Annotated in this window: 13 protein-coding genes; 10 read left to right on the forward strand and 3 right to left on the reverse strand. The window is 42.6% G+C overall.

All coding sequences use genetic code 11. The features are described 5' to 3' along the window. Nucleotides 1–11 precede the first annotated feature (11 nt). From recA to AC25CA_RS08885, 9 genes are all read left to right on the forward strand, one after another. Complete coding sequence (gene recA / locus AC25CA_RS08845; protein ID WP_486813488.1) at nt 12–1,019, forward strand: recombinase RecA; 1,008 nt, start codon at nt 12–14, stop codon at nt 1,017–1,019. Nucleotides 1,020–1,086: 67 nt separating this feature from the next. Continuing rightward, on the forward strand, nt 1,087–2,667 hold the full coding sequence (gene rny / locus AC25CA_RS08850; protein ID WP_486813489.1) for a ribonuclease Y: 1,581 nt from the start codon (nt 1,087–1,089) through the stop codon (nt 2,665–2,667). A gap of 148 nt (nt 2,668–2,815) precedes the next feature. Beyond that, complete coding sequence (locus AC25CA_RS08855) at nt 2,816–3,013, forward strand: ferredoxin family protein (RefSeq protein WP_486813490.1); 198 nt, start codon at nt 2,816–2,818, stop codon at nt 3,011–3,013. Further along, the gene (locus tag AC25CA_RS08860) at nt 3,014–4,165 is read left to right on the forward strand and encodes a 2-oxoacid:acceptor oxidoreductase subunit alpha (protein ID WP_486813491.1); all 1,152 of its coding nucleotides are present in this window, start codon (nt 3,014–3,016) and stop codon (nt 4,163–4,165) included. Continuing rightward, entirely contained in the window at nt 4,147–4,977 is an 831-nt protein-coding gene (locus AC25CA_RS08865; protein ID WP_486813492.1) for a 2-oxoacid:ferredoxin oxidoreductase subunit beta, read from the forward strand. Before AC25CA_RS08860 ends, AC25CA_RS08865 begins: the two co-directional genes overlap by 19 nt. After that, nucleotides 4,974–5,513 (forward strand): 2-oxoacid:acceptor oxidoreductase family protein, encoded by a 540-nt coding sequence (locus AC25CA_RS08870; RefSeq protein WP_486813493.1) that lies wholly within the window; start codon nt 4,974–4,976, stop codon nt 5,511–5,513. The genes AC25CA_RS08865 and AC25CA_RS08870 overlap by 4 nt, the downstream gene beginning before the upstream one ends. A 4-nt stretch (nt 5,514–5,517) precedes the next feature. Beyond that, complete coding sequence (locus tag AC25CA_RS08875; RefSeq protein WP_486813494.1) at nt 5,518–6,381, forward strand: MurR/RpiR family transcriptional regulator; 864 nt, start codon at nt 5,518–5,520, stop codon at nt 6,379–6,381. Between the two features lie 103 nt (nt 6,382–6,484). Beyond that, the gene (cmk, locus tag AC25CA_RS08880) at nt 6,485–7,147 is read left to right on the forward strand and encodes a (d)CMP kinase (protein ID WP_486813495.1); all 663 of its coding nucleotides are present in this window, start codon (nt 6,485–6,487) and stop codon (nt 7,145–7,147) included. Continuing rightward, on the forward strand, nt 7,144–9,207 hold the full coding sequence (locus AC25CA_RS08885) for a bifunctional 4-hydroxy-3-methylbut-2-enyl diphosphate reductase/30S ribosomal protein S1 (RefSeq protein WP_486813496.1): 2,064 nt from the start codon (nt 7,144–7,146) through the stop codon (nt 9,205–9,207). Before cmk ends, AC25CA_RS08885 begins: the two co-directional genes overlap by 4 nt. A gap of 65 nt (nt 9,208–9,272) precedes the next feature. Here the strand turns inward: AC25CA_RS08885 and AC25CA_RS08890 are convergent, their stop codons facing one another. The 3 genes from AC25CA_RS08890 to AC25CA_RS08900 are packed head-to-tail and all read right to left on the reverse strand — an operon-like array spanning nt 9,273 to nt 11,457. After that, the gene (locus AC25CA_RS08890) at nt 9,273–10,460 is read right to left on the reverse strand and encodes a pyridoxal phosphate-dependent aminotransferase (protein ID WP_486813497.1); all 1,188 of its coding nucleotides are present in this window, start codon (nt 10,458–10,460) and stop codon (nt 9,273–9,275) included. Between the two features lie 9 nt (nt 10,461–10,469). After that, on the reverse strand, nt 10,470–11,075 hold the full coding sequence (locus AC25CA_RS08895) for a helix-turn-helix domain-containing protein (RefSeq protein ID WP_486813498.1): 606 nt from the start codon (nt 11,073–11,075) through the stop codon (nt 10,470–10,472). A 1-nt stretch (nt 11,076) separates the two neighbouring features. Next, a complete protein-coding gene (locus tag AC25CA_RS08900; RefSeq protein ID WP_486813499.1) occupies nt 11,077–11,457 on the reverse strand; it encodes a helix-turn-helix domain-containing protein in 381 nt (126 codons plus the stop codon). Nucleotides 11,458–11,634: 177 nt separating this feature from the next. On the opposite strand from AC25CA_RS08900, the gene miaB reads away from it, so the two are divergent. Continuing rightward, entirely contained in the window at nt 11,635–13,053 is a 1,419-nt protein-coding gene (gene miaB, locus AC25CA_RS08905) for a tRNA (N6-isopentenyl adenosine(37)-C2)-methylthiotransferase MiaB (RefSeq protein WP_486813500.1), read from the forward strand. Nucleotides 13,054–13,057: the final 4 nt, after the last annotated feature.

A 13,057-nucleotide genomic window follows, 5' to 3' on the forward strand; every position in this document is an offset into this window, starting at 1 on the left:
TGGTGACTTTCATGAGCAAAGAAAAAGCATTAGAAATGGCAATGAGTCAAATTGAAAAGCAATATGGGAAAGGCGCAATTATGCGCTTGGGAGAAAGTGCACATATCAAAATAGAATCCGTCTCGACGGGATCCCTACAATTAGATTTGGCACTAGGAATCGGTGGACTGCCAAAGGGACGTATTATCGAAGTTTACGGACCCGAGTCCTCAGGCAAAACAACCGTAGCCCTTCATTGCATCGCTGAAGCACAGAAAACAGGTGGGAATGCAGCCTTTATTGATGCAGAACATGCCTTGGACCCAACCTATGCTGAAAAACTAGGCGTCGACATTGAAAATCTAATCGTCTCTCAACCCGATACAGGCGAACAAGCCCTTGAAATCGCCGAAGCCCTTGTTCGAAGCGGCGCAGTCGATATTGTAGTCGTCGATTCAGTAGCCGCCTTGGTTCCAAAGGCGGAAATCGATGGAGAGATGGGAGACAGCCATATGGGTCTACAGGCTCGTTTGATGTCTCAAGCCTTAAGAAAATTGGCGGGTTCCATAAAAAAATCCAATACCATTGTTATCTTTATCAATCAATTACGTGAAAAGATTGGTGTAATGTTCGGAAATCCTGAAACAACGACTGGCGGTCGTGCACTAAAATTTTATGCCTCGGTACGTCTCGATATTCGTCGCATTGAAGCCATAAAAAATGGCGATGAATTCATTGGGAATCGCACCCGCGTCAAGGTTGTAAAAAACAAGGTCGCGCCACCCTTCAAAAAAGTTGAATTCGATATTATTTACGGAAGAGGTATCTCAAAATCCGGTGATATTCTGGATCTCTCCGTGGTTGAGGGCTATGTTCGCAAATCAGGATCCTGGTTTAGCTACGGCGACGAAAAATTGGGGCAAGGACGCAACAACTCCAAAGAATATCTAGAATCGCATCCCGCCTTGATGGAAGAACTGGATCAAAAAATTCGAACCAAATATGATTTACTTGAATCGACAGATACGAAAAAAGAGTAGGGAATTTCCTGCTCTTTTTTTTTTCATCGCCTTGTCAATCTTGACACTCAAATTGATTAGTAATAAAATGTATAAGATACAACAATTTGATAACGACATGGAGGTGAAGACAATCGATAATTCAATTTTTATTGCAGCAGGAACAGGCGCCGCATCATTTCTAGTTGGATATATGATTCGAAAGAAAATAGCAGAATCGAAAATCACTTCAGCTGAAGATGAGGCGAAAAGAATTATAGATGAAAGCAAGCGAACTGGGGAAACCTTGAAAAAGGAAGTCCTCATAGAAGGTAAAGAAGAGATACAAAAGATGCGCTCTTCAGCGGAGGCCGAAAACAAAGAACGAAAAACCGAACTTCAATCTCAAGAAAAGCGTCTCATTCATAAGGAATCAATGCTCGACAGAAAATCAGAAAGTCTTGAACGAAAAGAAGAAGGCTTATCAAAAAAAGTTAGAAAAATCGATACCCGAGAGAATGAAATTGAAAAACTTTACCAAGAGCAAAAAGAAGAATTGGAACGTGTTGCCGGCTTAACCGGAGATCAGGCAAAACAAATTCTATTGGATGATTTGGAAAAAGAGATTGTCCATGAATCCGCAAAGATCATTAAAGAGAACGAAGCAAAAACAAAAATGGAATCGGAAAAAAAGGCACGAAATATTATCACCTACGCCATTCAAAAATGTTCAACTGATCATGTGGCGGAAACTACAGTATCCGTTGTCGCTCTTCCTTCTGATGAAATGAAGGGACGAATCATTGGTCGAGAGGGCCGAAATATCCGAACCCTTGAAACCTTAACCGGAGTCGATTTGATCATCGACGACACGCCAGAGGCAGTGATCTTATCAAGTTTTGATCCAGTTCGTCGTGAAATTGCAAGATCCGCTTTGGAAAAACTCATTGCAGACGGTCGCATTCATCCGGCTCGCATCGAGGAAATGGTCAACAAGGCAAAAAAAGAGTTGGAAGCACAATTATTAGAATTTGGTGAACAAGCAACTTTCGACGCAAACATTCACGGTGTTCATCCGGAACTAATCAAGCTATTGGGCCGACTGAACTTCCGAACAAGCTATGGACAAAATGTATTGAAGCATGCCATCGAGGTCTCGTATTTGGCTGGAACCATGGCGGCTGAACTTGGCGCCGATGTCCGCATAGCAAAACGAGCTGGACTCTTACACGATATTGGCAAGGCCGTCGATCACGAAATTGAGGGCACTCATATTGAAATCGGTATCGATCTTTGCAAGAAATACAAGGAAAATGCAAAGGTTCTTCATGCAATTGCAGCCCATCATGGCGATATTGAACCCCAAACAATTGAAGCGATTTTGGTTCAGGCCGCTGATGCAATTTCTGCCGCTCGACCGGGTGCCAGAAGAGAAACCATGGAAACCTATATCAAGCGACTCGAAAAATTAGAAGAGATCTCTAACTCCTTTGAGGGAGTGGATAAGTCTTTTGCCATTCAAGCGGGTCGTGAAATTCGCATCATTGTGAACTCTGATTTAGTCAATGACGATCAGATCATTCATATGTCTCGCGATATTGTCAAACGCATCGAAGATGAATTGGAATATCCTGGACAAATCAAAGTGAATGTTATCCGTGAAACACGGGCAATTGAATATGCAAAATAAGGATAAGTCTTCGGACTTATCTTTTTTTTTGCAAGTTTCTGCAATTAAACTTTCATTTTTATAAATGTTACGGTTTATTATGAAATTTAAATTGCATATTTTGAATGGAAATGGTATTATAAAGGCGACAAAACAGAGGAGGGTACACATGGCCAGCAAGAATGTTCATTTAAGAATCAATCCGTCATGGTGTAAGGGCTGTGGCATTTGTGTCGCATTTTGCCCGAAGGACGTTTTATCCATAGTAGAGGAAAAGGTTTCCATTACAGACGAAGAACTTTGCATTCGCTGCGGGCTATGTGAACAACGATGCCCTGACTATGCGATCTATTTGGAGGAGGACTAGATGGAGACAGAAACAAAATTAATGCAGGGCAATGAAGCTTGTGTAGCCGGTGCCTTGCATGCAGGGATGCGTTTTTTTGCAGGCTACCCGATTACACCTTCAACGGAGATCGCTGAGTTGTCAGCACTTCACCTTCCCAAATTCGGTGGTAAGTTTATACAAATGGAAGATGAACTAGCCAGTATGGCTGCTGCCATCGGTGCCTCCATCGCAGGAGAAAAAACGATGACTGCTACCAGCGGACCAGGCTTTTCTTTAAAACAAGAAAATTTGGGATATGCAGCCATGGCAGAGATCCCCTGCGTTATTGTCAATGTACAGCGGTGTGGACCCAGTACGGGCTTGCCCACCTCTCCAGCTCAAGGCGATGTCATGCAAGCTCGCTGGGGAACCCACGGCGATCATCCCATGATCGTACTGACACCCTCATCCGTTTCTGAAACCTTTTCACTAACGGTTCAAGCCTTTAATCTTGCCGAACAATATATGACACCGGTAATTTTATTGATGGACGAGGTTGTTGGACATATGCGAGAAAAAGTGAATATCAAGGAGCTAAGTCAATTGCCCCAAATCAATCGTAGACGGTTTGAAGGACAAGCGGATGACTACTATGCGTATCGTCCCGATCAAAGCCTAACGCCGGCATTGATGCCTTTTGGGGAAGGATACCGCTATCATATAACCGGCCTCTATCATGATGAAACTGGTTTTCCAACCAATTCAACGGATAATGCAAGGGCACAATTAAAACGACTTCATCAAAAATTGGAACTAGGGGACAACCTGGCCATGTATGAAGAGGTTGAGATGGAAAAAGAAGTCGATTTGATGATTCTTTCCTATGGATCCACCTATCGTTCCGCTAGAAAAGCCGCTAGAAAAGCCCGAAAAGAAGGCAAGTCCGTTGGAGAATTTCGTGTCATCAGCTTGTGGCCATCTCCAGAGCTAGCCATTCGAGAAGCCGCTAAAAAAGCGAAAGCAGTTTTGGTGGTAGAAATGAACGAAGGACAATACGTGCAAGAAGTGGAACGGATCGTCAAAAGCAAATCTGAGATTCACTTTTTAGGCAATGGAGCAGGTGAATTGATCAATCCTGAAGAAGTCTATGAAAAGATTCTGGAGGTGCTGACATGTCAAGCGAACTCGTAACAAAATACTTCCGAGAAGATCGCCTGCCGCATATTTGGTGTCCAGGCTGCGGCCACGGCATTGCAACCCGAGCAGTAATGGAAGCGATCGATAGACTGGGCTGGGACAAAAATAATACCTGTATCGTTTCAGGAATTGGATGTTCCTCCAGAGCACCGGGTTATTTAGACTTTAACACCCTGCACACCACCCATGGCCGTGCCTTGGCCTTTGCGACAGGCATCAAGTTAGCAAAGCCTCATCTTCATGTGATCGTTCTCACAGGAGATGGTGACACCAGTGCCATCGGCGGCAATCACTTGATTCATGCGGCCAGAAGAAATATCGACATCACAACCGTTGTTTTCAATAACAATACTTATGGGATGACCGGGGGACAATACTCGCCAACAACGCCATTCCATGACAAAGGAACAACGGCGCCATACGGCAATATCGATCAGCCTTTCGACATTTGCAACCTTGCCCAAGCGGCAGGCGCTACCTACGTGGCTCGTTCTACCGTCTTCCATCCCAAACAATTGTCGCAAATGGTTGAAAAAGCCTTACAAAAAAAAGGATTTTCCCTGGTAGAAGCCATTTCTTCTTGCCCAACTTATTATGGACGCAAGAACAAGAAAGGCACGGCCGTCGATATGATGAATTTCTTAAAATATCGTGCTGTATCTCAATCAAAATTTGATGCCTTGTCTCCTGAGGAACAGGCAGAACATGTTGTAACCGGAGAATTTATGAATCGTACAGCTCCAGAATATACAGAATCGTATCAAAAGATTATTGACTTGGTACAAGGAAGGGAGGAATCAAAATGAAAGAACAGGAGATTCGATTAAGCGGAACCGGAGGACAAGGATTGATCTTAGGCGGAATTATTCTTGCTGAAGCAGCCATGCTAGACGGAAAAGAAGTCACTCAGTCTCAGTCTTATGGGCCAGAAGCGAGAGGCGGTGCCAGTAAGGCGGAAGTGATCATCTCGGACGATGAAATTGATTTTCCAAAATTTCACAAATGCGATTGTCTTCTTTCCTTGAGTCAAACCGCATGTGACAAATATTTACATTCTATCAAAACAAATGGTATACTGATTGTAGATGAGACGGTAAAAGAAATTGACAGATCCGACATCCACATTGTGCGCCTTCCTCTATTGGTTACGGCAAAAGAACAAGTGGGACGAATCATCGTCGCCAATATTGTGTCCATTACAGCCATGAACGCCATCTGCCATTACGTTAGCGACGAAGCACTCAAACAAGCCATTCAAAATCGTGTTCCCAAAGAGGCACTTGCTCTCAATGAAGCAGCCTTTGATGCAGGTAAGGAATTGGCATTAAAATTCGCGGGGTGAAACCATGAAGGATCGAATCGACCTAATACGACAAATCAACCTAAGCTATGACTCTTTAAGCAAGGGCCATCGAAAAATTGCAGACTATATTACCAACAATAGCGAAAGGGTTGCATTTATGACTGCTGCCGATCTTGGCAAAGAAGTTGGCACCAGTGAGTCTACTGTCGTTCGATTTGCAAAAGCCTTGAATTTTTCCGGCTATCCCAAGCTACAAAAAGCTTTGCAGCAATTGATTAAGAATAAATTAACAACCGTACAAAGAATGAAGATGACGGATCACGAAAGCCAAAGTAAAATCTTGAAGAAAGTTTTGGAATCCGATATTCAAAACATTCGAAACAGTTTGACCGAACTGAATCCAGAAATTTTTCAGCAAGTGGTTCAAGAAATTCACAAAGCCAAGCATGTATTTATTATGGGCATGCGAAGCTCCAAGCTTCTAGCGGAATATTTTGTTTTTTATTTAAAACTCGTTCGACCTGGTGTCTATATTGTCGATACCGAATACAATGAACCCATTGAGAGCCTTTTGCATATTTCGGAAGATGATTTGGTCATCACCATCTCTTATCCAAGGTATTCTTATAAAACGATTGAAACCCTGGAATTTATTCGAAAGAAGGGAATTAAAATTGTTGGAATCACTGATAGTGCAGAGTCACCGATTTGTTCGGTTGCCCATTATCCATTGATTGCCCAAGGGAATATGTTTTCCATTGTCGACTCCTTGGTTGCACCTATGAGTTTGATCAATGCTTTAATCGTTGCCATCGGTAACGAAAGAAGAGATGAATTAACGGAACGTTTTACAGAATTGGAAGAAATGTGGGATTCCATCCACACCTATAGCCAAGGCAACAAATAAAATAAAGCCAAAAGGCTTTATTTTTTTTGTTTCATGGTTGTCCCCAGTTCGAAAGTAGTATATAATTGATGGGAATGTGAAATAGAAGGATTTGGTGGACATCATGATTATTGCTATAGACGGTCCGGCTGGCGCCGGAAAGAGCACAATTTCAAAGCGAGTCGCTCGCCAACTTAATTTTCAATACATCGACACGGGTGCCATGTATCGTGGTGTAACCCTCAAGTGCTTGCGCTTAGGTTTACAACCTGACCAGGTTTCTCAAAAGCTTATCGATTTAAAAACCGAAATTCAACTGGATGGTGAAAAAATCTTTTTGGATGGGGAAGACGTGTCCCAAGAAATCCGAAGCATCGAAGTCAGTCAATCGGTTTCCGCTTATTCTGCTATTCCTGAAGTTCGACTTTTTTTGGTTGATCTACAACGTGCCATGGCAATCAATCAAAACATCTTGGTTGATGGACGAGATATCGGCACTTATGTTTTTCCGAATGCAGAACTAAAAATCTTTTTAACAGCCGATGTAGAGGTACGTGCAAAAAGACGATTTTTGGAAATGCAAGAAAAGGGAAATGCTGTTTCTTTTGAAGAGATTGTCTCTAATATTGAAACGCGGGATCGAATTGACAGCCAGCGCGAAATGGCTCCCCTCAAAAAAGCAGATGATGCTATTGAGGTTGACACGTCGAGCATGAAGATCGAAGAAGTTGTAGAACACATCCTGTTTCTGGTTACGGCCAAACAAGGAAAGGGCATAAACCATTGAAGATAAAATTCGCAACCACTTATGGATTTTGTTTTGGTGTAAAACGCTCCATGGAATTGGCTGATGCTGAAACCGGAGCAGGGAAGTCCGTTTGCACCTATGGTCCCCTGATTCACAATGAACAGGTCATTAAAGACCTTCAATCAAAAGGAATTGAAAGGATCGAATCCTTAAACGAAATACTCGACTCTTATGAGCGCGTGATCATTCGTTCCCATGGCATTTCACATGCCGAGTATCAACAGTTCATAGATTCCGGTTTGGACGTAATTGATGCGACCTGTCCATTTGTAAAAAAGATTCACCAGCACGTGCAGACCTGTCACAAGCAGGGTCAACCCGTGATTATTATAGGAGACGCCCAACACAAAGAGGTCATTGGTATCAATGGCTGGTGCGAAAATCAAGGATTTATTATCGATCAGGAAGAACAGATCGATGAATTGCCTGATCTTGATCACCCATGTGTTGTTGCGCAGACCACATTCTCACTCACTCGATTCAATTCGATTCTAAAAAAGTTAAAGAGTCGATTTGATCCGCTACAGATTCATCGTACCATTTGCGCAGCGACTGAGAAGAGACAAAATGCTTGTATCGAACTAGCCAAAACCGTTGATGCACTACTTGTCATCGGTGGCAAAAACAGTTCGAATACGAAAAAGTTGGTAGAAATTGGGGGGTTATACTGTCCTGTGGTGTTTCATATCGAAACAGCACAAGAAATTCCCTTTCAAGATTTATCGAAATATCATACAATAGGTATAACAGCAGGGGCTTCGACTCCTGACTGGATAACTAAGGAGGTTCTTAAGACTTTGAATCAACAAGGAAATGAACAAACAATGCAAGAAATGATGGAAGAAATGGAAAAGGAAATGCAAAAAATTTATACCCGTGCAATCGTAACCGGATCAATCCTTTCTGTATCAGAAGAGGGTGTTCTCGTTAATATCGGGTACAAATCAGACGCACTTATTCCGAAAAACGAACTTTCTTTCAAAAAAGATGTTCTCTTAGCAGAGCAGTTTAATGTGGGTGATGAGATTGAAGCCGTTGTTGTTAACATGAACGACGGAGAGGGCAATGTTGTCCTATCAACTCGACGTCTCGCACAAAAAGCAGCTTGGAAAAAGGTAAAAGAATTCCAAGACGCTGATCAATCAGTTATGGTAACCATCGACGAAGTAAATAAAGGCGGACTGGTAGCGTACATTGAAGGCTTGCGTGCATATATGCCAGCTTCTCAACTTTCTGTAAGCTACGTCAAAGATTTAGCGCAATACCTGAACCAAGAAATCGAAGCAAAAATCATTGAGTTGAACCCTCGCAAAAACCGCATCATCCTTTCGCACAAAGTAATCGAAGAGGTTATTATGAAAGCGAAAGCTGACGCATTCTGGGCAACCCTTGAAAAAGAGCAAAAGATTGTCGGTAAAGTTAAGAAGATTATGCCATTTGGTGTTTTCGTTGAATTGGGCGGCGTTGACGGCCTGATCCATATTTCTGACTTGTCATGGGGCAAAATCAAGCATCCGAAAGAAGTTCTCACTGTTGGCGACGACGTGGAAACAATCGTTCTTGATTTCAACCGTGAAACAAACCGTATTTCTTTGGGCTACAAGCAATTGATCCCTCATCCATGGGACAACATCGAAGAAAAATACGTGGTTGGCCAAGTGTATGAAGGTAAAGTTGCCCGATTCACTGACTTCGGCGCATTTATCGAGTTGACTCAAGGTGTTGATGGATTGGTTCATATCTCTCAAATCGCCTACGAACGAATCAACAAGGTTTCCGATGTTTTGGAAATTGCACAAATGGTGAATGTGAAGGTATTGAGCGTCGATTCTGAAAACCACAGAATTAGCTTGAGCATCAAAGAAACTTTGGAAAAGCCAGAACGCCCAGAGCGTCCTGAGCGTCCAGCTCAAGACTCCAAGCCAAAGCGCAAGCGCGCGCCTAAGAGAAAAGAAGAAAAGTTTGAGTCTTACACCTCAGGCGATGATTCTGAAATCACAATCGGCGACTTGTTCAAAGATTTGGATCTAGACAACTAAAAAACACAATAAAAAAAGATCATCCTATTGGATGATCTTTTTTTATTGGCTCTATTTTGTTTTCTCTATTTTTCTTGATAGGCTTTCAAAGCCAACTGTAAAATTTCCATGGACCGAATCAAGTCTTCTTTCTTAAGTACATAGGAAATTCGCACTTCAGACAAGCCTCGGCCTGGTGTCTTGTAAAAATCCTTTGCCGGCGACACCATCAAAGTTTCACCCTGATCCTGAAATTCACCTAACATCCAACGCACAAAATCCTCTGCATCAGAAACCGGTAATTCGATAATCATGTAAAAAGCACCTTCCGGGCAATGAAATTTCACACCAGGAATTTTCTTCAGGCTTTCTGTCATCACATCGCGCCTTACTTGATACTCTTCAACCATAGCGGGGAGGGTATTATCTGTGCGTGCAAGCAACTCTACAGCACCAATCTGTTCTAAGGTGGGAACGCATAGTCGCCCCTGGCAGAGCTTCAAGGTTTCTTTGATGAACAATGCGTTCTTTGATGCCAAAACGCCAATGCGGGCGCCACACGCGCTGTAGCGCTTCGATACGCTGTCAACCACGATCAAATTTTCCTTGAGTTCATCAAACTCAGCAAATGATCTCCACGATCCACCATAAACAAACTCACGATAAACCTCATCTGCAATCAAAAAGATTTCATGTTCCACAAGCAGATCCACCAAAAGTCTCATTTCTTCATCATGTAAAACTTTTCCCGTCGGATTTCCAGGATTGGAAACTAGAATCGCCCGGGTTTTTGGAGTAATCAAAGCCTCAATGGTCGCCTTATCCGGCAGAGAAAAGCCTGTGTCCCAGTTTGTGGGAATCGGAATGATCTCAATATCTCCCGCAAGGGCAAAAGCGTTATAATTTGTGTAAAATGGCTCTGGAACCAATACTTGATCACCAGGATCGCAAAGAGTCATCAATGCAAACAACAAGGCTTCACTGCCACCATTTGTCACCAAAATCTCATCCGTTGAAAAGGCAAACCCAGCCCGGTCATAATAGGCCTGATAGGCTTGACGCAAGGGAAGAATCCCTCGAGAATCCGCATATTTTAGCACCGGCTGCTTATAGTTGGCGATAGCCTGATAAAAGGCTTTCGGGGTTTCAATATCCGGTTGCCCAATATTGAGATGATATACATGTACGCCTTCTTTTTTTACTTGATCGCTAACTGGAATCAATTTACGAATTGGTGATTCCGACATTTTTTTAATGCGCTTTGATACGTCCATTTCGCCTCCTTAGATGTGTTTCATAGAATGAATAACATGGGTTAGCACCCCAACAACAGACTTTGTATCCCATTGCGACACCCATTCTGGCGGCGCATAGGATGCAAGGCCCAAAAGAATGATCCCATTGGAGCGTTGATAAAAGGTCCTCATTTCCATTTTCTCGTTTCTTCTCACTAATACTTGATCTCCATTTTCTGGTTGAGCATCCATTTTGATCACCCAGATGTCCCCAGAAGCGTAATTGGGCATATACTCGCGACTTTCAAGCCTGATGAAAAGCAAATCGCCCTTCCGATCCAACTCAAAAAGAGGGAAGTGCCCATCATCTTCTAGCTTGCCTTCCCGCAGGCGCATTTGCACTTCGCTAGGTAGCCGTGCATCAACTTCTTCCGTTCGTCTTCGATCCGTAATCCCCAATAGATAATCGGTGGATATAGAAAATAGAGAAGCCATTTGAATCAGGGTTTGAAAATTTGGAAATCGGTCTCCTTTTTCATACCTTACTATTGTACTCCTGTGACTGTCAAGCATTCTAGCAAATTCTTCTGGTGTCCAATGCTTTTCTACTCTTAACAGACGAAGTCTTTGGGGAAATTGTATTGCTTCTGGCATCTTAGTGCTCCTTCCTAATGGATCGAGAAAGCCTAAGGGAGGAGCGAAGAGATTCATTGATCAACAAGCGATCAATCGGAGCAATTTCGTGACCGTCCAATTGCATGCCTGGAATCTCCATCAATACTTGAAAAAGTTCCTCTAGATTGGAAGAGTGGATAAACTCTTTGCTTAAAATATTGCGATGCTCGGTACGTCCCAATAGATAATCTGTTGACACACGAAATTCATCAGCCAAGCGGACCAGGGTCTCCAAATCAGGATGGCGTTTGTTTGCTTCGTACAGACTAATGGTTTGTTGGGATAAAGATAATTTTTGCGCCAATTCAGATTGCTTCATTTTTGATGCTCTACGTAAAGACTTTAATCGTTCACTAAACATGGCCGTCACCTCTCTACCTTTATTATACCGAAAGAACTTAACAATTTGAAATAAGATATTAAGGAATTGACAACAATTTGTTAATTCTTATCAATATCCAGGCAAACCGCCTCTGGATTCTCTGGAAGTGGCAGGAGGGATTTGATATAATGAAGTGATTTATAAACGGAGGGCAAAATGGAAGAAATTATAGAACTGTCAAAAGAATCAAGCACTCAGACGGGTGAACTTGGCATCACAGTATTAAATCAATGGATCCGAGAAAACTATCGGGAACAGGGTTTAACATATATCATCAAAACCTGGGGTTGCCAGATGAATGAACGTGATTCAGAAATTATGGCTGGCGTCGTTGAAGAATGCGGATACAGGCGCGTTACTCAAGAAGAGGAAGCCGATTTAATCGTATATAACACTTGTTTGATTCGGGAAAATGCAGAAATGAAAGTTTTTGGAAATCTAGGTCAACTGAAGGCCTTAAAAAAGAAAAATCCCAAAATGCGAATCGCTTTGTGTGGTTGCATGGCTCAAAAAGAACACATCGTAGCAAAATTAAAAAAGAGCTATCCCCATGTCGATTTAGTATTTGGCACCCACAATATTCATGAACTGCCGATGCTATTACTGGAAAGCTATCGCCGCAATAAGCGACAAATCCATGTATTGGAGGACGGAGTCAAAACCTATCAAAATCTTCCCTCAAGACGACTCTTTGATTTTAAAGGATTTGTCAATATTATGTACGGATGCAACAATTTCTGTTCCTATTGCGTCGTCCCTTATACAAGGGGACGAGAACAAAGCCGATCCAAGGATGAAATCCTTGCAGAAGTAGAGGCAATGGCTCACGCAGGCTATCAAGAAATTACCCTGCTGGGTCAAAACGTCAATTCCTACGGAAACGATTTAGATTCAAGCATTGTTTTTTCTGATCTTTTGGAAGAGATTGTAGCCGTTGATGGCATAAAGCGCATTCGCTTTATGACTAGCCATCCCAAGGATATTTCAACCCATCTAATCGATGTGATGGCAAAACATCCCACAATCTGTAATCAATTGCATCTGCCCATACAGGCAGGTAGCAATCGTGTCTTAGAAAAAATGAATCGAAAATACACCAAAGAGTCGTATTTGAAAATGCTGAACTACGCAAAGGCAACGATTCCTGACCTGACCATCTCAACTGACTTGATTGTCGGATTCCCAGGAGAGACCGAAGAGGATTTCCAAGATACCTTGGCCATGGTCGAAGAAGCTGAATATGATTTTGCCTTTTCCTATCTCTATTCTCCCAGAGAGGGCACCCCTGCTGCGATGGATCCCAATCAGGTTCCGGATGATGTTAAACACCATCGTTTTGACCGATTAATGGAAACCGTGAATCCCATCTTTTTACGAAAAAATGAAGCCTTGGTTGGTTCAAGCCTGACCGTCTTAGTTGAAGGCGTCAGTAAAAACGATGCCTCAATTCTCAACGGAAGAACAGAGGGCAGCAAACTGATTCATTTTCCAGGAGACCCCGACCTGATCGGCAGCATAGTAAGGGTCAAGGTTAAGCGAGCACAAACCTTTATTTTATTCGGAGAAGTGGAGTGATTGG

Source organism: Gottschalkiaceae bacterium SANA, assembly GCA_036323355.1.
Classification (GTDB): domain Bacteria; phylum Bacillota; class Clostridia; order Tissierellales; family GPF-1; genus GPF-1.